Origin of the sequence: Streptosporangium sp. DT93, from assembly GCF_049844535.1 — a bacterium.
In the GTDB taxonomy this organism is placed as follows: Bacteria; Actinomycetota; Actinomycetes; order Streptosporangiales; family Streptosporangiaceae; genus Streptosporangium.
Genome location: NZ_JBNCLF010000002.1, coordinates 20133 through 41096, shown reverse-complemented (window position 1 = coordinate 41096; position 20964 = coordinate 20133). Strand labels below are relative to the sequence as shown.

Sequence of the window (20964 nt, the reverse complement as noted above, 5' to 3'; positions counted from 1 at the left end):
TGCCGAAGCTGGTATCACCGCGATACCACAGCCAAGAGTACACGTACCATCACTCAGAGTTGCCTTTTTCTTGCCGTCTGCCCCACAAGGAGAAGAAGGGGCCGCGCCGACGATCCGCGTGGGTGCCGGTCGTCCCGGTCACGGGGTTTGCCCCGGACGTAAGGTCATGGTTTTCACTGGGCGCATGAGACGCGTCCCCCTGATCTACCTGGCCTCGTACGTCCTGTCGTTGCTGGGGAACTCGGTCGCCGCGGTGGCGCTGCCCCTGATCGTGCTGCAGACGACGGGAAGCGTCCTGTCCGCCGGGGTCCTCTCGGCCGCCACCGCGCTGCCGGCGTTCGTCGCGGGCCTGGTCATGGGGGTGGTGATCGACCGGATCAACCGGCGCACGTCGTCGGTGATCACCGACCTGGTCTCCGCCGCGTCGCTCGCCGCCCTGCCCGTCGTCGATCTCGTGACCGGGCTGAACCTGGGCTGGTTCATCCTCTTCGGGGTGATCGGCGCACTCGGCGACGTGCCGGGGATGACGGCCCGCGAGGCGATCCTGCCCGCGATCGTGCGCGGCGGCGGCCTCTCCGCGGAACGGCTCCTCGGGATCAGGGAGAGCCTGGGCGCGCTGGTCATGGTGATCGGCCCGGCCGCGGCCGGGAGCCTGCTGGTCCTGTTCGACGGGTCCATGGTGCTGTGGATCACGGCCGGCACCTCGTCCGCCGCGGCGATGCTCACCCTGCTGATCCCCCGGGACGTGGGCGCGATCCCCGCGGGGACCGGCTCGGCGTCCTCCTCGGGCCGGGAGCAGCTGCGGGAGGGCTGGCGGGTGCTGTTCCGGGGCGACCGGTTCCTGCTCGCGGTCACGATGCTCAACCTCGTGCTGGTCACCGTGATCGTCGCCCTTCAGGGGATCGTCCTGCCGGCGCACTTCACGCTGATCGACCGGCCGGAGATGCTCGGTTTCGTGCTCACCGCGCTGGCCGCGGGGACCCTGGTGGGCGGCGGCCTCTACGCCGGCCTGGGGACGCGGGGGTCGCGCCGGACCTGGTTCACGACCGGGATGCTGGGCACCGCCGCGGGCGTCGGCGTGATCGCGGCCCTTCCCCCGATGGGGGTCGTCTTCGCCGGGGCGTTCACGCTGGGGCTCTCCTCGGGACTGTTCGGCAGCCTGCTCGGGGTCCTCATGATCGAGAGAATCCCCGAGGGGGTGCTCGGCCGCGTCATGGGGACGCAGAACTCCCTGATGATGATCACGGGTCCGGCGGGGATCCTCGCCGCCGCGCTCATCGGCCAGTTCGGCGGCCTGGCCGCGGCGGGGGCGACCATGGGCGTCGTCTGGGCCGTCGCCGTGCTGGTGGCGCTGCGCGCGCCCGCGCTGCGTAACCTTGACACGCGGGACACACGGGACACACGGGACACGGGGACCACGCGGGAGGTGGCCGGGCATGCGCAGTAGCGACCTGGCGTCGCTCGCGGACGTGACGGTCCGCACCCTGCGCCACTACCACCGGATCGGCATCCTGCCCGAGCCCGAACGCGACCCGAGCGGATACCGGCGGTACACGATCCACGACCTGATCCGGTTGCTGCGCATCAAGCGGCTGGCCGCGCTCGGGCTCCCCCTCGACCGGGTGGCGGGCGTCCTGGACGCGGAGGAGGGCGACCACGACGACCTGCTGGGCGGCCTGGAGCGCGAGCTCGACGACCGGATCGCCCGGCTCACCCGGCAGAGGACCCTCCTGAGGGTGATCCGCGAGCACCGCACCGCCCCCGACGTGCCCCCGGAACTCGCGCGGTTCTTCGCGGCCTTCGCCCTCGCGGGCACCTCACCGGCCATGAACAGGATCGACCGGGACCAGTCCGTCCTGCTCGCGCACCTCCTCGGCGAGGAGGGCGTCTCGTACCTGACCGTGTTCTACGAGCGCGTCGCCGCGCCCGGGACCGTCGAGGTGGTGACGGAACTCGCCCGGCGCTTCGACCGGCTGGAGGCGGACGCGGACCCGGCCGTCGTCGGCCGTCTCGCCGACGACTTCGCCGAGCGGATGGGAGCGCTCGTCGCCGGGCTCACCTGGCCGGAGGGAAGCGCCGACCTCCTGGACAGGAAGGTGCACGAACTCTTCGACCAGTACATGCGCGATGCCCTGAACCCCGCGCAGAAGATCGTGATCGCCCGCGTCACGGAGCGGCTGGAGGCGCCTCCCGCCCGGTGACGACGTCCCGGTACCAGCCGTAGCTCGCCTTCAGGGTGCGCACCTGGGTGGCGTAGTCGACGTGCACCAGGCCGAAGCGGGCTGCGTACCCCCGGGCCCACTCGTAGTTGTCCAGCAGCGACCAGCAGAAGTAGCCGCGCACGTCCACTCCCTCGGCGACGGCCTCGGCGACGGCGGACAGGTGCTCGGCCAGGTAGGCGATGCGGCCGGTGTCCTCCAGGTCGCCGGCGTCGCCGTAGCCGTTCTCGGTGACCAGGATCGGCGGCAGCCCGGGGAAGCGCGCGGCGAGCCCGGTCAGGGTGTCGCGCAGGCCGCGCGGCTCGATCCGCCAGCCGAGCCCGCTGGTGCGCGGCCCGTCGGGCATGACCGTGCGCACGCCGATGTCGTAGGCCGAGCGCAGCGCCGGGTCGGGCTGGGCGTACGGGGCGGCGGCGGCGTGGATCGGGTAGTAGTAGTTCACCCCGAGGAAGTCCAGCGGCGCCGAGACGAGCTCCAGGTCGCCGTCGCGGCGGAACGAGAAGTCGGTGATCTCCCCGTAGACCTCGGCCATGTCGGCGGGGTAGGCGCCGCCGAGCAGCGGCTCGGTGAACTGCCGGTTGACCATCAGGTCCATCCGGCGGGCCGCGGCGGCGTCCTCGGGCGACGGGCTCGCGGGCACGCCCGGCGACATGTTGAGGGTGACGCCGACCCGCTCGCCCGGCCGGGCGTTCCCGCGCAGGCGCGCGACGGCCAGGCCGTGCCCGACGAGCAGGTGGTGCGCCGCGGCCAGGGCGCCGTGCCCCTCGCGCGCGCCGGGCGCGTGGCGGCCCTCGGCGTACCCGGTGATCGAGGAGCAGTACGGCTCGTTCAGCGTGGTCCAGTACGGCACGCCGTCGAGGGCCTCGTGCACGGTCGCGGCGTAGTCGGCGAAACGCTCCGCGGTGTCACGGACCCGCCAGCCGCCGCGGTCCTCCAGCGCCTGGGGCAGGTCCCAGTGGTAGAGGGTGACGAACGGCACGATGTCGCGCTCGAGCAGCGCGTCCACCAGGCGGCGGTAGAAGTCCAGCCCGCGGCGCTCGGCCCGGCCGCCGCCCTCGGGGAAGATCCGCGGCCAGGCCACCGAGAAGCGGTAGGCGCCCACGCCGAGATCGGCCAGCAGCGCCACGTCCTCGGGCCAGCGGCGGTGGTGGTCGCAGGCCTCCTCGCCCGACTCCCCCGCCACGACCGCGCCGGGGACGCGGGCGAAGGTGTCCCAGATCGACGGGCCCCGGCCGTCGGCGTCGACGGCCCCCTCGATCTGGTAGGCGGAGGTGGCCACCCCCCACAGGAAACCGGGCGGGAAGGAGCCGGCCGCCGGGACACGGACCTCGGACGCGGTCATACCTTGATCATCTCTGCCATGATGCATCAGATGATATGCCCGCCGGACGACACGCCCGCGAGCGCCTCCGGCGTCCGGGGAGCCACGGAGACCGCGGCGGCCCCGGGGGCCGCGAGGACCGCGCGGGCCATGGTGGCCGCGGAGATCGCGGAGCCGGGACGGAACGCCCGCGGGGCCGCCGGGGCCCTATGCACGCTCGACCCCGGAGTGGTACGCCTGTCTGTCGTGACCCGAAGACTCCCCGAACTCGACGTGCTCCGCGGCTTCGCGGTGTGCGGGATCATGCTGGTCAACACCTGGCAGCACACCCGCGACCACCTGGACAACCCCGGGCGCGAGGCGGTCGACTGGGGGGTGGAGAACCTGCTGCAGGGCAGGTTCTACACGATCTTCTCGTTCCTGTTCGGACTGAGCTTCGTGCTGTTCCTGAGGTCGGCGGCCGAGCGGACCGAGTATCCCCGTCTCGTGCTGCTGCGCAGGCTGGCGGTGCTCGCCGCCATCGGCGTGCTCCACCAGCTCGTCAACTCCGGCGAGGTGCTGCTGCCGTACGCGATCTTCGGTGTGCTGGTGCTGCTGCCGGCCTCGTTCCTGCCGCGGATCGCGGTGGCGCTGCTGGGGGTTGTCCTGACCGCGTGGGCCGTGCACCAGGGGGGCGGGGTGATCCTCATTCCCGGGGTGTTCGCGCTGGGCATGGCCGTGATGGAGAGACCGCCCTCGCGGCGGTGGCTGCTGCCGGTCTTCGTGGTCTCGGCGGTGCTGGGCGCGGCGCTCACCTGGCTGTGGGTGCTCGCCTCCCAGGACTACTCGCTGTACTACCCGGGGATCTACCCGGCCGCCGGGCTGGCCGCCGCCACGGCCTACTGCACCGGGCTGCTGCTCCTGCTGCGGACCCGGGCGGGCGGGGCGCTGACGGCGGCGCTGGCCCCGCTGGGCCGGATGGCGCTGACCAACTACGTGGTGAGCACCCCGGTCATCCTGCTGTCCCTGCCGCTGCTCACCGCCGACCCGACCCGGGTCACCGGCCTGGTGTTCGCCCTGGCGGTCCTGGTGCTCCAGATTCTGTTCAGCCGCGCGTGGCTGGCCCGGTTCCGGTACGGGCCCCTGGAATGGGTATGGCGGAGGCTCACGTGGATGGAACGCGTACCGAACCGACGGATAGGGTCACACCCGTGACACGCATCGCCCTGTGCCAGATCCCCGTCTCGGAGGATCCCGACGTCAACCTGAGCCGTGCCCGCGACGCCCTCGGCGAGGCCGCCGCGGGCGGTGCCGAACTCGCCCTCCTGCCGGAGGCGACGCTCACCCGGTACGGCAGGCGGATCACCGACCTCGCCCAGCCGCTGGACGGGCCGTTCGTCACCGGGCTGGCCGCGTCGGCCCGCGAGCACGGCCTGTCGGTGATCGCGGGGGTGTTCGAACCCGGCGGGGACCGGGTCCACAACACCGCGGTCGCCATCGGCCCCTCGGGGTCGATCGAGGCGGCCTACCGGAAGATCCACCTGTTCGACTCCTTCGGCGCCCGCGAGTCCGACCTGGTCGCGCCGGGCGACACACCGGTCGTGGTGGAGCTGGCCGGGCTGCGCGTCGGCCTGGTCACCTGCTACGACATCCGCTTCCCCGAGCTGACGCGGGCCCTGGTCGACGCCGGGGCCGAGGTGTTCGCGGTGATCGCCGCCTGGGGTTCGGGGCCGATGAAGGAGGAGCACTGGACCACCCTGGTCAGGGCGCGGGCCCTGGAGAACACCGTCTGGGTGGCGGCCGCAGGTCAGGCGCCGAACCCGGAGGCGCGCGACGGTTTCGGGATCGGGCGGAGCATGCTGGTCGATCCGATGGGTGTGGTGCGTGTCGACCTGGGGTCCTCACCCGGCGTTCAGACGTGCGAAATCGACTCCCAGATCACGATTGCCACCCGGAATGCCCTACCGTGCCTGGAACACCGGCGGCTCCAGGTCGGCGGATCGTAAAATGCCGACCGTGAGTGAGCCACCTGGGCGTAGAACGCAGATGCAGAAGGTCATGCCGCCTCGGCTGCTCGTGCCCTATCTGGCCGGCAGACGCACCGTGATCTCGGGGTACGTGTACCGGGTTCAGGACTGCGCGCGGCTGACCACCCCCGCGCAGCTCTTCGCCGGTCTCGACCTGGGGTTCGAGGGCTCGGAGCTGACCGCCTCGGTCCCGGAGATCTATCTGATGCGCTGGTTCGCCCGTGACATGGACGCCTACATCGTCCCCTACGGCCCGCACATGGGGGGTGACTGGAACGATTCACCGCCTTTCGCGGGGAACGGTTTCACCACCTCGCGCGAGCACGTGGTGCCGCAGTTCCACACCACCCCGATGCCGATCCCCGCGGGAGCCGAGATCATCCACGTGACGCCCGGCGAGGAGCGCCTGTTCGGCGTGTACGACGGCCTGAGCTGGCGGCCGGCCTCATGAGCACCGAGATCGAGCCGGTGGCCTCGGGGTTCGCGGCCCGCCACCGGGGCCGGACGTACGCGGCGGCCCTCGGCCCGGGGAGTTCCGAGGTGGTGCTGTTCAGCGAGGAGGCCCAGGCCGGTTTCGAGGCGGCCTCGGGCTACTGGCGGCTGACGGTGGCCCGCGAGGACCTGGAGTGGCTGGTGCTGGTCCGCACGGTCGGCGCGTTCGGCGGCGAGCCCTGCCTGGTCCTGGACGTCTCCGAGGAGAACGGCGAGGAGAACCTGCACATCGCCTACACCGGGCACAGCGGGATGAAGGCCGAGGCCCTGGGGTACTGGATGGTCGACCACGGCGCGTACGAGGTCGTCGTCCCCCGGGACGAGGTCTTCTCCGTCCGGATCGAGCGCCTGCCGGTCCCCCTGACCCCGGCCGACCCGGAGCCGTGACCCTTCCACGGGTCCCCGCTCCCGGGGAGCGGTCCGCCGGCCCCCGGGCCTGACGGTCGCTCAGAGCGGGAGCAGGGCCTCGTGCCATCTGGCGGTGTCGGTGTACTGGCGCAGGGAGAGAAGCCTGCCGTCGCCGACCCGCCACAGGTGGGCGAACTCGGCCTCGTAGGGGCGGCCGGTGGCGACGGCCGTCCCCCGGTAGTGACCGGTGACCAGGACGTCGCCGCCGGCGGTCTCCCGGTAGGTCTCGTCGCAGGGGGCGGTGTCGTAGGCGCGGGCCACCTCCCCCCACACGTCGAGGATCATCGACCGGGCGCCGTGGTGCGTGCCGCCCACGCCGCACGGCATGCCCGGGGCGACGTGGCCCTCGAAGTCCGGGTGCAGCAGGCGGGTGAGGGCGTCGACGTCGCGCTCCCGCAGGGCGCGATAGAGGTCCTTGACCGGTGTGGACATGACATCTCCGTTTTAGTGGATGTATTCTAGAACGCGTTCACTAATATCATGGGAGGGTGGTCGTGGGAAGACCGGCCAGATTCACCGAGGAGCGGATCCTCGACGCCGCGCTGGAGACCGTGGCGCACGAGGGGGTCGCGGGGGCCACGGTGGCGGCGATCGCGGCGCGCCTGGAGGCGCCGGTCGGCTCGATCTACCACCGGTTCCCCTCCCGCGACCTGCTGCTGGCCCGGCTCTGGATCCGCTGCGTCCGCCGCTTCCAGGAGGGGTTCCTCGACGCCCTGGCCGCGGGGGACCTGGAGCGCGCGGCGGTCCACACGCCCCGCTGGTGCCGCGAGCACCTCGCCGAGGCCCGTGTGCTCCTGCTCCACCGCCCGGCGGACCTGGTGGCGCGCTGGCCCGCCGAACTGGGGGAGGAACTGGCCGCCCTCGACGCGAGAACGGCCGGCGCGCTGACGGCCGCCGCCGCCGATCCCGCCGCCCACGCCGATGCCGCCGACGCCGCCGACGCCTCCGGGCGGGAGCGGCTGCTGTTCGCCCTGGTCGACGTCCCCCACGGTGCCGTACGCCGCCACCTCGCCGCCGGGGAGGCGCCGCCTCCTGGGGTCGACGCCCTCGTCCTGCGGACCTGCCGCGCCGTCCTGACCCCCTGAGCCTTCCGGACGGCACGAAGCGGTGCTTCCTATCCGGCCAGGCCGAGGGCCCGGTAGCGGGCCAGCCGGGCGGCGAGGCGGTCCGCGGGCTCCTGGGCGAGCAGCCCGGCGATCTCGTACTCCAGGGCCCGTGACAGGCGGCGGCAGAACGCCTCGGGCTCGTAGGCGGCGTCCGGCCGCTCCGGGACGATCCGATCGACGAGGCCGTCCCGGCGCAGGTCGGTGGAGATCACCCCCTGGGCCGCGGCGATCTCCGGGGCGAAGTCGACGCTGCGGTACAGCAGCGCCGAGGCGGCCTCCGGGGAGAGCGGCGACAGCCAGCCGTGCTGGGCGCAGAGCACCCGGTCGGCGGCCAGCAGCGCGAGGGCGGCGCCACCGGCGCCCTCCCCCAGCAGCAGGCACACGGTCGGCGCGTCGAGCATCACCAGGTCGGCCACGGAACGGGCGATCTCGGCGGCCAGGCCGCCCTCCTCGGCCGCCCTGGAGAGCGCGGCCCCGGCGGTGTCGATCACGGTGACCAGCGGCAGTCCCAGCTCGGAGGCCAGGCGCATGCCCCTTCTCGCGACCCGGAGCCCGGCCGGGCCGAGCGGGGCGTCGATCCGCCGGCTCCTGCGGTCCTGGCCGAGCACGATCGCCGGGGCCCGGCCGAACGTGGCCAGCGCGAGGATCAGCCCGGGGTCGTTCTCACCCTCGCCCGTGCCGTTGAGCGGGGTCACCTCGTGGGCGCCGAGCCTGAGCAGCGCCCGCACGCCGGGGCGGTCGTCGCGGCGGGAACGGCCGATCGCGTCCCACGCCTGGATCGGCGGGACCCGCTCGCCGGGTTCGGGCCCGGGGTCCAGCCCCCGGCGGGGGGCGCAGAGCACGGCGAGCGCCCGTACGGCGATCCGCCGGGCGTCCTCGGCGGACACGACCGCGTCGACCAGCCCGTGCGCGAAGAGGTTCTCGGAGACCTGGACGCCCTCGGGGAACGGGTGGCCGTGCAGCGACTCGAACACCCTCGGGCCGAGGAAGCCGATCAGCGCGCCCGGCTCGGCCGCGGTGACGTGCCCGAGCGAGCCCCAGGAGGCGAAGACGCCGCCGGTGGTCGGGTGGCGCAGGTAGACCACGTACGGCAGGCCCGCGGCGCGGTGCGCGGCCACCGCGGCGGTGATCTTCACCATCTGCACGAAGGCCATCGCCCCCTCCTGCATCCGGGTGCCGCCGGAGGCGGGGGCGGCCAGCAGCGGGAGCCGTTCGGCGGTGGCCCGCTCGATCGCGGCGGTGAGCCGCTCGGCCGCGGCCACCCCGATCGAACCGGCCAGGAAGGAGAACTCGCACGCGATCACCGCCACCCGGCGCCCGTCGAGCAGCCCCTCCCCCGAGACCACCGACTCGTCGTAGCCCGTCCTGGCCCGGGTCGCGGCCAGCTCCCCGGCGTAGTCCGAGCCCGGGGGCGCCGGGTCGGCGGGCGCGGTGTCCCACGACGTCCACGTCCCCGGGTCGAGGAAGGTGGCGATCAGCGTGCGCGCGTCGGGCCGCGCCGGGGTCACGCCCGCGCTCCCCGGGTGCCCGCGCAGGGCCGCGCCGGGGGGCGCGGGCGCGACGGCTTCCGGGGACGCCGCCCCGGGGTCCGCGCTCGCCTCATCGCTCACGCTCCTCCAGCCAGGCGAGGACCTCGTCGTCGTGCTCGCCGAGCGCGGGCGGGGCGGTGTGGCGCACGGGCGGGTCACCGTCGAAGCGCAGCGGCGGCCCGGGCAGCTCGATGACGCCCAGCACGGGGTGGTCCACCTCGACGACGAGCCCCTGGGAGCGGGTCTGCTCCCAGGCGTAGACCTCGTCGATGGACCTGATGGCCCCGGCGGGCACTCCGGCCTGGCCGAGCGCGGCCAGCCAGTGGGCCCTGTCCCGTGTGGCGAGCACCTTCTCCATGTCGGTGATCAGCTCGTCCCGATGCGCGAATCTTTCCCTGTTGCTCGCATATTTCGGGATATTGGGGTCGATGTCCAGTAGTGCGGCGACCCTGCGCCACTGCGCGTCGTTGGCCACCGCGATCTGGATCATGCCGTCCGCGCAGCGGAAGGCCCCGTACGGGGCGATGGAGGCGTGGTGGTTGCCGCCAGCCCCGGGCACCTTGCCGCCGACCGTCCAGGCCGTCCCGTGGTAGGAGTGCACCCCGGTCACCGCGGCCAGCAGCGAGGTCCGCACCACCTTGCCCCGCCCGGTCCGCTCCCGCTCGTAGAGCGCGGCGACCACCCCGTACGCGCCGTGGATGCCGCCGAGCAGGTCCGCGATCGAGGCTCCCACCCGGTACGGCTCGTCGGGCGAGGGGCCGGTGAGGCTCATCAGCCCGGCCTCGCCCTGCGCGATCTGGTCGTAGCCGGGCCTGCCGCCCTCGGGGCCGTCGTGGCCGAAGCCGGTGATCGACAGGATGACCAGGCGGGGGTTGAGCTCGTGCAGCCGCTCCACGGGGAAGCCCAGCCGGTCCAGGACGCCGGTGCGGAAGTTCTCCACCAGGACGTCGCTCTGCCGTACCAGGCGCTCGATCAGCGTCCTGCCCCCGGCGGACTTGAGATCGACGGCGATCGACCGCTTGTTGCGGTTGGCCGCCAGGAAGTAGGTGGAGATGTCGCCGTCGGGGCCCACGAACGGCGGCCCCCAGCCGCGCGACTCGTCCCCTCCCCCGGGGTGCTCCACCTTGATCACCCGGGCTCCCAGATCACCGAGCATCTGCGCGGCGTGCGGGCCCGCGAGCGCGCGGGAGAGGTCGAGGACGACGATGTCGCCGAGTGCTCCCTGCAAGATCAACCTCCGGTACGTGGCGTCCGGCCCCGGGAAGGGGCTCGTCGTTCCCCGGTGGCCTGTGGTGGGGCCGACGGGGACGGCACCCGGGCGCGGGAACCCCATGATCTCCCATGAGGCCGTCCGGCGGGCGGCCGGGGGGGGAGAGCGGAACTCCGTGAGGACCGGACCGGAGCGAACAGGAGGCAGGGGCGGGGAGGCGGGCCCGGGTGGACGCGAACGGGAGGCGAACCCGGGATGAGCACTGGGTGAGCACTGGAGGACCGATCCGGAGCGGCACGGGCCGGAGGGCGAACCCGGGGCGGACGCGAAACAGGCCGGGGCCCGCACCTCGAAAGGTGCGGGCCCCGGCCCGTGGTGCGCGCTACGTCAGGCGGGAACGATGTTCTCGGCCTGCGGGCCCTTCTGGCCCTGCGTGACGTCGAAGGAGACCTTCTGGCCTTCCTGGAGCTCACGGTAGCCCTGCGCCGCGATGTTGGAGTAGTGAGCGAAGACGTCGGCGCCGCCGCCGTCCTGCTCGATGAAGCCGAAGCCCTTTTCAGCGTTGAACCACTTCACAGTTCCCGTTGCCATCTCGATCTCCTTCGATAGGTGGCAGAATCGGAATTCGCACCTCGCGAATCCCGGGTCGCCGCGATGAGCCCATCCGGAGATGACCGGGAAAACAAAATGCACCCGAAGGGTTATCCGTCAGGTGCACACAAAGTTTCATGGGTACCACAACCGCAACTGAGTTCAGCGTAGCACCTCCTCGGACCACTCACACACCGACACCGCATCGGCCCCGTCCTCACGTGCTCCCGCCCTGTTCCCACACCGGCCTCAGAGGTGGTCCACCCCGGCGTACGGCAGGCCTCCCGACAGGGAGGGAAAGCCGGGCCCCCGGTCGAAGAAGGGCCGGTCCTTCCCGGCGAGGGCGCGCAGCTCGGCGCGGCGTTCCTCGGTGGCCTCGGCGTCCACCCGGAGATCGTCCACCCGGAGACCGGCCGCCCGGGGATCGTCCGTTCGAGGGTCGTCCGTTCGAGGGTCGTCCGTTCGAAGGTCGTCCGCCGGGAGACCGGTCGCCCGGAGATCCTTCGCCCGGGAGTCGTCCACCTGAGGACCGGCCGTCCGGGAGTCGGTCGGCTCGGAGTCGGCCGGATGAGGGCGGGCCTGACGGGAGCCGGTCGGCCGGGGGGCTTCGGCGGGCCCGGTCAGGACGACGCCGTAGTCGTCGCGGGCGCCCTCGATCGAGACCTTGCCGTCGCGGACGTCGGCCGCCACCAGGCCGGGGTCCCGGTCCAGCGGGGACCCCCAGCCGCCACCGCCCGTGGTGCGCACCCGGATGACCTCTCCCGCGCGGACCGGCGAGTCGTCCACCAGGCCCTCCATGGGCCTGCCCTCGATCTCCACCAGGAACGGGCTTCCGGCCCGGCCGCCGTTGACGCCCCAGCAGGACAGGATCGAGCGGTCCGCGATGGACATGAACGAGGCGTCGCGGAGCATCCGCAGGTGCTTGTCGTAGCCCAGGCCGCCCCGGTAGAGGCCCGGCCCCCCGGAGTCACGCGCCAGGCCGAGCCGCTCCACCCGGAACGGCCAGCGGGACTCGGCGAACTCCACCGGGATGTTGCGCGAGTCGGGCACCACGTGGATGGTGTCCTCCCCGTCGGCGTACCACCGGCCGCCGGAGCCGCCGCCGAGCACCTCGCGCATCAGGTACGGGGCGTCGTCGAGGCCGTCGCCGTACACGCCGGTGTAGCGGATGGTCTCCTGGTCGGCGGGCATCCGCCCGCCGGTCGCCTTGGCCAGCACCCCGGCCAGCACGCCCAGCAGGCGCAGGATCACGAACGTGCGGGCGTTGGTGGGGGCCGGGAAGACCGGGGTGAGCAGGGTGCCCTTGCCGGGGAAGCGCATCTCGATGAGCGGCACGACCCCCTCGTTGACGTCCAGCTCGGCCATCCGCTCGGGGGTGTCGGCCAGGTTCCGCAGGATCGGGGCCAGCCACTTCTTCAGGAACACCCCGTCGGCGTAGTCGCCCGCGTGGTTGATCGGCCCCTTGGCCTGCGGCGAGGTGCCGGTGAAGTCGATCACCAGCGGCGCGGGGGCCGAGTGGTCGACGACGAGGGTCATCCGCTGGGTGTGCAGGCGGGGCGGGTCGACGCCGTCGTGCTCGGCGTAGTCCTCCCACACGTGCGTGCCCTCGGGGATCTTGGCGAGCAGTTCCCTGCGGAAGGTCTCGGTGGTGCTGGAGATGATCGCGTCGAAGCACGCCTCGACCGCCTCGCGCCCGTACCGGTCGAACAGCTCGGCCAGGCGGCGCGCGCCCATCAGGCAGGCCGAGCACTCGGCGTCCAGGTCCCCGGCGAGCGAGTCGGGCATCCGGGAGTTCCTGGTCATGATCGTCAGGGCCGCCCGGTTGGGCACCCCCCGGTCCCAGAGTTTGATCGGCGGGACCATCAGCCCCTCCTCGAACACGCTGCGCGCGTTGCTCGGCATGGAGCCGGGCACGGCGCCGCCGATGTCGTCGTGGTGGCCGAACGCCTGCACGAACGCGACGACCTCGCCGTCGTGGAAGACCGGCACGGTCACGCAGAGGTCGGGCAGGTGCCCGATGCCGCCCTCGGACAGGTAGACGTCGTTGTGGAAGAACACGTCCCCGGGGTTCATCTCGCCGATCGGGAAGTCCCTGACGATCGGCTGGACCAGCGCCGAGTAGGATCTGCCGGTCAGCTTGCGCAGCCGCACGTCGTGGATGCCCGCGCGGAAGTCGTGCGCGTCGCGGATCATGGGCGAGCGGGCGGTACGGGCGATCGCCGTCTCCACCTCCATCTCCACCGACGCGAGCGTCCCCTCGACGATCTCCACCAGCACGGGATCGGCCGCGCCCCTCGCACCACTCGCGCCGTTCATGCCCGTCACGTCCCCCATGTCCTTGGTTCCCCTCTCATCGGGCACGGCGCACCTCCAGGTTCCCGAAGGCGTCGACGGTCGCGGTGAACCCGGGGTGCAGCGGAAGCGTGGACCCGTACTCCTCGACGACCGCCGGTCCCGCGATCTCCGCTCCGGCGGGCAGGCCGGAGCGGCGATGCACCGGGGCCGGGCCCCACTCGTCGTAGAAGACCTCCCGGGAGGTCGCCGGCTCGGGACGCCCCGTTCCGGCCGGCCTGCGGCCGAGGACGGGCCGGGTGATCGGGCCGATGCCCGAGACGCGAAGGTTGACCCATTCCACCCCGTGACGGGGGTCGTCGCGGTAGCCGTACCCGTAGAGCTTGCGGTGCTCGGTGTGGAAGCGTTCCAGCACCTCGGCCCGCCACGCCTCGTCCAGCGGACCGGCCGGGGCGGGCACCCTGACCTCGTAGGCCTGGCCGTAGTAGCGCAGGTCGGCGCTGCGGGCGTGGACGTGCTGCGCGGCGGGGAAGCCCTCGCGGTCCAGGGCGGAGGCGGCCCGGCCCTCCAGCTCCCCGAAGATCTCCGCGGCCCTCTCCAGGGAGAGGTCACGGGTGACGAAGGTGCGCACGTAGTCGTTCTTGACGTCCACGGTGAGCAGCCCGAACGCCGAGACGTTGCCCGGATCGGGCGGGACGATCACCGACGGCAGGCCGAGGATGTCGATGAGCCTGCAGACCAGCAGCGGCCCCGAGCCCCCGAAGGCGACCATGGGGAAGTCGCGCACGTCCAGGCCCCGCTTGACGGTGATCTGGCGGATGGCGTTCGACTGGTTGAACGCGCTGATCTCCAGGACACCCGCGGCGGCCCGTTCGGGGGTCAGCCCGACCCTCCCGGCGAGCTCCTCGATCCCCTTGCGGGCGGCGTCCGCGTCGAGCGGGATCTCCCCGCCGAGCAGGTGCGGCGGGACGCGGCCGAGGAAGACGTGCGCGTCGGTGACGGTGACCTCGGTGCCGCCGCGGCCGTAGCAGAGCGGGCCGGGGTCGGCCCCCGCCGACCTGGGGCCCACCTTCAGGGTGCCCTCGGGGGAGATCCACGCGACGGAGCCTCCCCCGGCGCCGACCGTGACGATGTCGATCATCGGGATCTTGCAGGGGTAGCGGCCGACGTTGCCCTCGGTGGTCAGCGAGGGTTCCCCGTCCACGACCACGGCGACGTCGGTGGAGGTGCCGCCGCCGTCCAGGGTGATCACCGAGGGGTGCCCGGCGGTGCCGGCGATCAGCGCGGCGCCGAGCGCGCCCGCCGCCGGGCCGGACAGCACGGTGGTGATCGGCTGGTGGACGACCTCGGCGGCGGACAGCACGCCGCCGTTGCTCTTCATGATGGAGAAGGGCAGGCCGCCGGGTCCGCGCGCACGACCGTCCGCGAGACCGCTCCCACCCTCGTTCCCGCTCCCGGTCCCGTTCTCTCCGCCGCTTCCGTTTTCGCTCCCGTTCCCGGTCGTCCGCCGGGAGCGGCTCGCCTCCTCCAGGCGTTCGGCCAGGTTGGCGATGTAGCGGCGCATGGTCGGCTTGACCGCGGCGTCGACCAGCGTGGTGACCGACCGCTCGTACTCACGGTACTCGCGCAGCACGTCGGAGGAGATCGAGACCACCGCGTCCGGGTGCTCCCTTTCGAGGACCTCCCGCATGCGCCGCTCGTGCGAGGGATCGGCGTAGGAGTGCAGGAAGCAGACCCCGATCGCGGTGATGCCCCGGTCGCGGAACCACCGGGCCGTCTCGGCGGCCTGCTCCTCGTCGAACGGCCGCACCTCGGCCCCGGTGTGGTCCAGGCGCCCGCCGACGGTCCTGACCCGGTGCACCGGGACGATGCGGGGAGGTTTCACCCAGAAGTAGGAGTTGCCGTAGCCGTCCGGCACGCTCTGGCGGGCGATCTCCAGGATGAACTCGAAGCCCTCGGTGGTGACGAAGCCCAGGTCGGCGATGCGGTCCTCGAGGAGCTGGTTCGTGGCGACCGTGGTGCCGTGCACGACGGCCGACACGCCCGTCAGGTCCGGCCCGGCCGCACCCGCGCCCGTCTCCGCGTCCGGCCCCGTCCCCGTCCTCGTGCCCGTCCCGGCGCCGGTCTCCGAGCCGGTCTCCGTGCCCGCGCCCGTCTCCGAGCCGGTCTTCGTGTCGTGCCCGGCTCCGGCCGCCTTCAGCAGGACCTTCCGGACCCCCTCCATGAACCCGTCGGCCGGGTTGGCGGGGGTGGACGGGGTCTTGGTCGTGGTGATCTCACCGGTCTGCTCGTCCACCGCGACCACGTCGGTGAACGTGCCTCCGGTGTCGACCCCGATACGGACGCTGCGCATCCCCCGTGTCTACCCAGTCCGGGCCGCCCGGCAAATCGGCGGACCCTGCCGAAGCTGCGACCGGTCCTTGGGCAGTGTTGGCGCGGGCCCTATCGGCGGCGGGGGCCCATCGTGGTGTTGATCACCGCGTCGGCGTCGTGCGCGTGGACCTTGGCGGCCAGGCGGATGGCCATCTCGTTCGTACGGCGCAGCTCGGCCTCGACCCGGTCCTTGCCGGACTGGCCGACCTGGACGCCGAAGTAGGCGCCGATGATCGCTCCGGAGACGCCGACCAGGCCGGCGAACGGCGCGGCCGTGTCCCCGTTGCGCAGCGCAATCACCACGAAGCCGGCCAGGATGACCACGAGTCCCATGACGACGACGTAGAACCCGTACCGCCAGCGTGCGGCCTCGGCCCGGGCGGCGACGGCCTCGTCCTCGGTCATCATCACCGCGAGCGCGGCGGGTATCCCCGCGCTCTCCGCACCGGAGGAGGCCGACGAACCCGCGGTGCCGGGGATCACGGTGGCAGGGGTCTTGCCGACGGGCGGGGCGGAGTTGTTGGTCGTCGTCACAGGTTCTCCCACTGTTCGATAGGCCAAAAGGAATCTCCCACGCTTTTCACCACCAAGCCAAGTCGGGCGTACCGGCCCGGGAGCGCCCCCGGGCAGGGCGTCCGTCCCTGCCCGGGGCCCGTACGGTCCACCGGGAGAGACCCGGCGGCAACGGGGGACACAAGGAAACATCGTGATCACAATCCGCGCCCGCGGTACCGGATCGCGGCCGGGCGGGATAGAAGACATCTGATCACTTCCGCCGTCCTCGGGAGCTTCCATGGCAAAGCCCCTCCGACTCCTCCGGCTTCTCGTGGCGCCGCTGTCGGCCGCCCTGCTCGTTCTCCTGACCGTCCTGCCGGCACCGGCCCAGGCCGCGACCGACCCGCTGGTCGCCGCGCGCTGGCAGGCCGCGTGGAACACCTACCGGTTCTACGAGTTCCTGACCGCCCCGCTGCCGATCACCGGGCGGAGCCGGGTCGAACGCGACATCTCCATCGAGATCAACGCCCCGGTGGAGCACGTCTTCGACGCCTACTCCGACTTCGAGAACCACCTCGGCATCCACCCGTTCCTGCGGCAGGTCATCACCCACCGGGACCGGACCGAGAACGGCGTCCGCCTCGTCGACCTCACGGCCGTCGAGGACGTCCCGATCGCCGGCCTGCCCGTCTCCTCCGAGACCCACGCGCAGCAGCGCCTCCACCGCGACGAGCTCTTCTACGAGACCGACAGCTGGACCCTGCCGAACGTCGTCACGCACCAGAGGATCTCCTTCGAGGACCTGGGCCAGGGGCGCACCCGGGTCACCGAGCACCTCGTCTTCGAGGCGAGCATCCTGCTCATCGACTTCACGGTGACGAACGGCGTCTCCTCCCACCAGCAGACGCAGGCCGGGCTGAAGGAGGCGATCGAGAGCGGCGAGCTCTGACCGCCCGCCGGGGGCGAGGGCGGGGGCCGGGGCACTAGGCTGGCGCCCCGTGATCGAACCGTCTGCCCTCTCCCCCGTCCCCGCCGGTTCACGGGACGGGGTGCTGCGCTTCTACTTCGGCCCGATGGACTGCGGCAAGTCCACGCTGGCCCTGCAGATGAACTACAACCACGGGCGGCAGGGCAGGCGCGGCCTGGTGCTGACCAAGCACGACCGCTCGGGCGGCCCCCAGATCACCAGCCGGATCGGCCTGGGGAGCGACGCCGTCGAGGTCGTCGACGACCTCGACCTGGTGGCCCTGGTCCGGGCGCACGAGCCCGTCGACTACGTGATCTGCGACGAGGCGTGCTTCTACACGGTCGAGCAGATCGAGCAGCTCGCCGACCTCACCGATCACCATGGCGTGGACGTGTACGCCTTCGGGCTGGCGTCCGACTTCCGCTCGCGGATGTTCCCCGCCGCCCAGCGGCTGTTCGAGCTGGCCGACGAGATCAACCGTCTCCAGGTCGAGGTCCTGTGCTGGTGCGGGCGTCCCGGCCACCTGAACGCCCGGGTGGTGGGGGGAACGATGGCCCGTACCGGCGAGCAGGTCGTCATCGGCGACACCGGGGCGGACCAGATCCGCTACCAGGTCCTGTGCCGGCGCCACCACCGCTCCGGCGACCTGGGCCTGCGGGCCGGCGTCCTCCCCCCGGACGGTCGCTCCCAGGAGGCTCCCTCCTCGCGGGAGGCGCTTCCCGGGGCCCGCCAGGGCGGGTAGGGCGGCTTCGCGTCCCGGGGGTCCTCCGGGGAACGGCGGCGTTCCTGGGATCACCGGAGCGTCGTGCGCCCCGACGGCATGCTGGAGGGGATCGTCATCCGCTTCACCAGCGCGCATGGCCGACGTGTCCCGGGCCCGGCGACCGGCGTGACCCGGCTCAGTAGGGCAGCAGCCGCCCCGACGGGGTCCGCAGATCCAGCGCGACCCGGGCGGGGCGCCGCGAGCGCTTGCGGATTCGGATCTGGCGCATCGTGAGGAACTCCTGTCGCGTGCTCGTACGGGCCGGGTCCGCCGGCTCCCGCCGAGTGCCGCCTTTCGGCCGGTACCGCCGTATGTACGGCCGGCACCGTCGTTCAGGAGAGACCTTCCCCTCATGGAGCGAATTACCAGGAAGGGGACGAGAGGTTCGAGAGCGACAGCTCCAGAGGTGCCAGAAATCATCGAAAACGACGGAATCCACGCACGTCGGGCCAAAAGAAGATCTTTCCTGGCCTAGCCCGGCCCGGCCCGGCTCGGCTCGGCTCGGCTCGGCGACGGAGATGCCGAACCGGCCGAGGCGGAGAAGGCGGAATGAGCAGGGGCGAAAACGCCGGGATCGGCGGGACTCAGTAAGCGGGACAGGCCGGAGGTGGGAACGCCGAGACAGACGGGGCTCGCTCAGCGGCGGGGCGCGGTGGCGTCCGCGACGAAACGGACGAGGAGCCTGGCGAAGACCTCCCTGTCCTCGGCGGACCAGGTCGCGGTGAAGACGTCGAACCGCTCGTTCTGCCAGCGGCGGGCGGCGGCCAGAAGCTCACGGCCGGACGCGGTCAGCACGAGATCGGCGTGACGGGCGTCCCCCTCCAGCGTGCCGCGCCTGACCAGACCGGCGGCCACCGCGTCGGCGACCATGCGGCTGGCCACGGAGCGGTCCACCCCGAGCGCCTCGGCGACGTCCCGCACCCCGACGCGCGCGATCCGATCGGCCCGGCCCTCTCCGTCGGCCCTGCCGACCTCCCCGGCGCCGTCCGCTCCCCCGGCGCCGACGTCCCCGCCGATGTCACCGGTGTCACCGGCGCCGCCGACGATGTCGACGACCACGACGCGCGAGACGTGCCCGCTCTCGGCGCCGTTGCCGGCGATCTGCTGGGGCCAGCGCCGCGACCAGTGGCGGACCAGCGCGAACAGCGCGGGCCCCGCCTGTTCGGGGGCAGGACTCCCGGACCGCGCCCGCCGATCATGAAGGTTCCGCATGGGCAACAGCATCACACCCGCGCCTGACAGGTGCAAACGACACACGTGCCGTGTCGTCGGACGTCACGCCCTCGAAGGAACCGGGGGCGTCGCGGCCCCGGACGGACCGGAGGCGTCACTCCGGGACGGGCGACGGGTCAAGGGGCGCCGCTCTGGGACGGGCGACGGGTCAGGGGGCGTCGGCGATCTCGGCGAGGCGGGCGGTCAGCTGCTCGGGTTCACCGTCGATCAGCGCGGAGACCCCCCGCCACCAGGCGAACCACTCGCCGCTGCGCCACATCCAGTCGATCCGCTCGATGGCGGCGATGACGTCGCCCCTGGTCCGCCACGTCGTGCCGGTCTGCTCGGCGGAGGCGCCGTGCCGCAGGGCCCAGGCGTGCAGGGTCTCGGCGGCCTCGCCGTCGACGGACTGCTCGTAGGGGTCGGGACGCTCGTCCAGCCGGTGCGGCCCCAGCCCTGCCGCGACCCCCCAGCTCCACTGGGCCTCGGCCGGCCGGGAGTAGCGCAGGGAGTCGAAGTCGAGATCGGAGCCCATGGCGCCGTCCGGACGGCGCACGACCACCGCGTCGAGCCTGCCTCCCGCGTCGAAGGAGACCAGGATCCGCGTACCGGAGCGCGTGTCGGCGGGCAGCTCGACCCGGTCCTCGGCCTGCCAGGAGTTGAGGTCGGTGACGGCGGCCGCGCGCCCCCACGCCTGGTCGGCGGCGTCGTCGGCGATCCAGGCGGCGAGCATCTCCAGGACGGTCAGGTCGGTCCACGGGTCGACGGCGGTGGAGGTCTGGAGCACCTCGTCGGGGGCGGGCAGCTTGCCGCCGCGCTCGCGCCGCCACCACACCTCGCCCAGCTCGCGTGTGCCGACCACGAGTGCCGCCACCGCGGCGAGCTCGGTGGACCTGCGGGTGAGGGGGGCGCCCCGGGCGAGCTCGACCGCGCGCGCGACGCGGTCGGCGCCCAAGACCTCCTCCGCCTGGCGCAGCAGCAGGGCCGCCTCCGGTCGCTCCTCGCCCAGCAGGTCCCGGATCAGGCGCCTGGCCTCGATCCTTGCGTCCTCCGCACGTCCCTCACGCATACCGACACCGTACGCCGGGAGATCCTCAGGTGCGAGCGCCACCGCGCGAGCGGCCGAGCAACCAGCCGATCACCGCGCTGCCGAGCGCGACACCCGCGCCCATGCCGAACGCGGCCAGGAGCGACCAGGCGGGCACGCCCGGCCTTGGCCGGTCCGCCGGGCGCTCGAAGACGTGCGCGCCGGGGGTGGCGGAGCCGGTGGGCGGGGCCGCCGGCCTCCCTGCCGCACCGTCCGCGCCCGGCTCGCCCGGGAGGCCGGAGACCCCGGGCGCGGTGCCGTTCGCCACGGCCCGGCCGGGCCCGACGAGGGCGGGCACGGGGACGGCGGACGCGGGGACACCGGGAACATCGGGGACACCGGGGACACCGGGGACGGGGACCTGCGCGGCGATCAGATGCTTCTCGACGGCCGAGAAGAAGTCTCCCGCGGTCCTCTTCGCGACGGAGCCGAGCATGCGCTGCCCGACACCGCCGATCATGCCTCCGATCACGGCCTCGGCGTCGTAGTCGATCCGGGTGCCGCCCTCGACCTCGCTGAGGCGGACCTCCACCGTGGCCTCCACCGTGCCGGGAGCACCCTGGCCCCGGGCCCTGAGCACGAACCGCTCGGGGGGCCGGGGCTCGGAGAGCGCCACCTCGCCCTGGTAGACGCCCTTGATGGAGGCCACTCCCGCGGTGACGGTCATCCGGTAGGTGTCCGGCGCCGTCTCCTCCAGGCGCTCGCAGCCGGGGATCGTGCGGACGAGCACGGCCGGGTTCTGGAGCGCTGACCACACGCGGTCTCTGTCGATGCCGAGCACGGCACTGCCTGCGAGCTTCACACCAAGCACCCTAGGCAATCGGCGGGCGCCCGGATAACAGCAACATCTGCCCGCCGGGCCGGCCCGCCGTTGTCAGTGCCTCCGCCGGCGG

At 72.9% G+C, this 20964-nt stretch carries 20 protein-coding genes; 9 read left to right on the top strand and 11 right to left on the bottom strand.

Features of this window, described 5'->3' with window-relative positions:
• The first annotated feature begins 184 nt into the window (after positions 1-184).
• Both ACLQ2R_RS05545 and ACLQ2R_RS05540 read left to right on the top strand, forming a co-directional pair.
• Entirely contained in the window at positions 185-1447 is a 1263-nt protein-coding gene (locus tag ACLQ2R_RS05545) for an MFS transporter (protein WP_425958215.1), read from the top strand.
• A complete protein-coding gene (locus ACLQ2R_RS05540) occupies positions 1437-2201 on the top strand; it encodes a MerR family transcriptional regulator (protein ID WP_425958214.1) in 765 nt (254 codons plus the stop codon). The genes ACLQ2R_RS05545 and ACLQ2R_RS05540 overlap by 11 nt, the downstream gene beginning before the upstream one ends.
• Here the strand turns inward: ACLQ2R_RS05540 and ACLQ2R_RS05535 are convergent.
• The gene (locus ACLQ2R_RS05535) at positions 2167-3561 is read right to left on the bottom strand and encodes a GH1 family beta-glucosidase (protein ID WP_425958213.1); all 1395 of its coding nucleotides are present in this window, start codon (positions 3559-3561) and stop codon (positions 2167-2169) included. The two genes, ACLQ2R_RS05540 and ACLQ2R_RS05535, sit on opposite strands and share 35 nt — an antisense overlap.
• Positions 3562-3579: 18 nt before the next feature.
• Here ACLQ2R_RS05535 and ACLQ2R_RS05530 point away from each other — a divergent pair, with 18 nt between their 5' ends.
• Genes ACLQ2R_RS05530 through ACLQ2R_RS05515 form a run of 4 tightly spaced genes read left to right on the top strand, consistent with a single transcriptional unit; the run spans position 3580 to position 6425 of the window.
• Positions 3580-4734: a DUF418 domain-containing protein gene (locus ACLQ2R_RS05530; RefSeq protein ID WP_425958212.1), complete on the top strand. Its 1155-nt coding sequence runs from the start codon at positions 3580-3582 to the stop codon at positions 4732-4734.
• Complete coding sequence (locus ACLQ2R_RS05525) at positions 4731-5525, top strand: carbon-nitrogen hydrolase family protein (protein ID WP_425958211.1); 795 nt, start codon at positions 4731-4733, stop codon at positions 5523-5525. Before ACLQ2R_RS05530 ends, ACLQ2R_RS05525 begins: the two co-directional genes overlap by 4 nt.
• 40 nt (positions 5526-5565) lie before the next feature.
• Positions 5566-5997 carry a hypothetical protein gene (locus tag ACLQ2R_RS05520; protein ID WP_425958210.1) on the top strand — a complete coding sequence of 144 codons (432 nt, stop codon included), beginning with the start codon at positions 5566-5568 and terminating at the stop codon, positions 5995-5997.
• The gene (locus ACLQ2R_RS05515) at positions 5994-6425 is read left to right on the top strand and encodes a hypothetical protein (protein ID WP_386244647.1); all 432 of its coding nucleotides are present in this window, start codon (positions 5994-5996) and stop codon (positions 6423-6425) included. The genes ACLQ2R_RS05520 and ACLQ2R_RS05515 overlap by 4 nt, the downstream gene beginning before the upstream one ends.
• A 60-nt stretch (positions 6426-6485) precedes the next feature.
• On the opposite strand, the gene ACLQ2R_RS05510 is transcribed toward ACLQ2R_RS05515, so the two are convergent.
• A complete protein-coding gene (locus ACLQ2R_RS05510) occupies positions 6486-6878 on the bottom strand; it encodes a nuclear transport factor 2 family protein (RefSeq protein ID WP_425958209.1) in 393 nt (130 codons plus the stop codon).
• A gap of 56 nt (positions 6879-6934) precedes the next feature.
• Between ACLQ2R_RS05510 and ACLQ2R_RS05505 the strand changes: the two genes are divergently transcribed.
• Positions 6935-7531, top strand: coding sequence for a TetR/AcrR family transcriptional regulator (locus tag ACLQ2R_RS05505; RefSeq protein ID WP_425958208.1), 597 nt, complete (start codon positions 6935-6937; stop codon positions 7529-7531).
• A gap of 29 nt (positions 7532-7560) precedes the next feature.
• Here ACLQ2R_RS05505 and ACLQ2R_RS05500 read toward each other — a convergent pair whose 3' ends face one another.
• The 6 genes from ACLQ2R_RS05500 to ACLQ2R_RS05475 form a co-directional block, all read right to left on the bottom strand.
• Positions 7561-9087 (bottom strand): carboxyl transferase domain-containing protein, encoded by a 1527-nt coding sequence (locus ACLQ2R_RS05500; protein WP_425958660.1) that lies wholly within the window; start codon positions 9085-9087, stop codon positions 7561-7563.
• Positions 9088-9151: 64 nt separating this feature from the next.
• Positions 9152-10309, bottom strand: coding sequence for a CaiB/BaiF CoA transferase family protein (locus ACLQ2R_RS05495; RefSeq protein ID WP_425958207.1), 1158 nt, complete (start codon positions 10307-10309; stop codon positions 9152-9154).
• Positions 10310-10678: 369 nt separating this feature from the next.
• Positions 10679-10882, bottom strand: a complete 204-nt coding sequence (locus tag ACLQ2R_RS05490; RefSeq protein WP_049562746.1) for a cold-shock protein — start codon at positions 10880-10882, stop codon at positions 10679-10681.
• 249 nt (positions 10883-11131) lie between these two features.
• Complete coding sequence (locus ACLQ2R_RS05485; protein WP_425958206.1) at positions 11132-13243, bottom strand: hydantoinase B/oxoprolinase family protein; 2112 nt, start codon at positions 13241-13243, stop codon at positions 11132-11134.
• On the bottom strand, positions 13233-15527 hold the full coding sequence (locus tag ACLQ2R_RS05480; RefSeq protein WP_425958205.1) for a hydantoinase/oxoprolinase family protein: 2295 nt from the start codon (positions 15525-15527) through the stop codon (positions 13233-13235). The genes ACLQ2R_RS05485 and ACLQ2R_RS05480 overlap by 11 nt, the downstream gene beginning before the upstream one ends.
• Positions 15528-15616: 89 nt before the next feature.
• Complete coding sequence (locus ACLQ2R_RS05475; RefSeq protein WP_425958204.1) at positions 15617-16081, bottom strand: hypothetical protein; 465 nt, start codon at positions 16079-16081, stop codon at positions 15617-15619.
• 259 nt (positions 16082-16340) lie between these two features.
• Here ACLQ2R_RS05475 and ACLQ2R_RS05470 point away from each other — a divergent pair, with 259 nt between their 5' ends.
• Positions 16341-16991, top strand: coding sequence for an SRPBCC family protein (locus tag ACLQ2R_RS05470; protein WP_425958203.1), 651 nt, complete (start codon positions 16341-16343; stop codon positions 16989-16991).
• A gap of 49 nt (positions 16992-17040) precedes the next feature.
• A complete protein-coding gene (locus tag ACLQ2R_RS05465) occupies positions 17041-17751 on the top strand; it encodes a thymidine kinase (RefSeq protein WP_425958202.1) in 711 nt (236 codons plus the stop codon).
• A 657-nt stretch (positions 17752-18408) separates the two neighbouring features.
• Here ACLQ2R_RS05465 and ACLQ2R_RS05460 read toward each other — a convergent pair.
• From ACLQ2R_RS05460 to ACLQ2R_RS05450, 3 genes are all read right to left on the bottom strand, one after another.
• Positions 18409-18984, bottom strand: a complete 576-nt coding sequence (locus ACLQ2R_RS05460; RefSeq protein ID WP_425958200.1) for a MarR family winged helix-turn-helix transcriptional regulator — start codon at positions 18982-18984, stop codon at positions 18409-18411.
• A 169-nt stretch (positions 18985-19153) separates the two neighbouring features.
• Positions 19154-20053, bottom strand: a complete 900-nt coding sequence (locus ACLQ2R_RS05455; RefSeq protein ID WP_425958199.1) for a hypothetical protein — start codon at positions 20051-20053, stop codon at positions 19154-19156.
• 25 nt (positions 20054-20078) lie between these two features.
• Positions 20079-20873: an SRPBCC family protein gene (locus ACLQ2R_RS05450; RefSeq protein WP_425958198.1), complete on the bottom strand. Its 795-nt coding sequence runs from the start codon at positions 20871-20873 to the stop codon at positions 20079-20081.
• Between the last annotated feature and the right edge of the window lie 91 nt (positions 20874-20964).

Coding starts and splice junctions, on each gene's coding strand:
- ACLQ2R_RS05545 (WP_425958215.1), top strand. CDS start 185: ATGAGACGCGTCCCCCTGATCTACCTGGCCTCGTACGTCCTGTCGTTG.
- ACLQ2R_RS05540 (WP_425958214.1), top strand. CDS start 1,437: ATGCGCAGTAGCGACCTGGCGTCGCTCGCGGACGTGACGGTCCGCACC.
- ACLQ2R_RS05535 (WP_425958213.1), bottom strand. CDS start 3,561: ATGACCGCGTCCGAGGTCCGTGTCCCGGCGGCCGGCTCCTTCCCGCCC.
- ACLQ2R_RS05530 (WP_425958212.1), top strand. CDS start 3,580: ATGATGCATCAGATGATATGCCCGCCGGACGACACGCCCGCGAGCGCC.
- ACLQ2R_RS05520 (WP_425958210.1), top strand. CDS start 5,566: ATGCAGAAGGTCATGCCGCCTCGGCTGCTCGTGCCCTATCTGGCCGGC.
- ACLQ2R_RS05515 (WP_386244647.1), top strand. CDS start 5,994: ATGAGCACCGAGATCGAGCCGGTGGCCTCGGGGTTCGCGGCCCGCCAC.
- ACLQ2R_RS05510 (WP_425958209.1), bottom strand. CDS start 6,878: ATGTCCACACCGGTCAAGGACCTCTATCGCGCCCTGCGGGAGCGCGAC.
- ACLQ2R_RS05490 (WP_049562746.1), bottom strand. CDS start 10,882: ATGGCAACGGGAACTGTGAAGTGGTTCAACGCTGAAAAGGGCTTCGGC.
- ACLQ2R_RS05480 (WP_425958205.1), bottom strand. CDS start 15,527: ATGCGCAGCGTCCGTATCGGGGTCGACACCGGAGGCACGTTCACCGAC.
- ACLQ2R_RS05470 (WP_425958203.1), top strand. CDS start 16,341: ATGGCAAAGCCCCTCCGACTCCTCCGGCTTCTCGTGGCGCCGCTGTCG.
- ACLQ2R_RS05460 (WP_425958200.1), bottom strand. CDS start 18,984: ATGCGGAACCTTCATGATCGGCGGGCGCGGTCCGGGAGTCCTGCCCCC.
- ACLQ2R_RS05455 (WP_425958199.1), bottom strand. CDS start 20,053: ATGCGTGAGGGACGTGCGGAGGACGCAAGGATCGAGGCCAGGCGCCTG.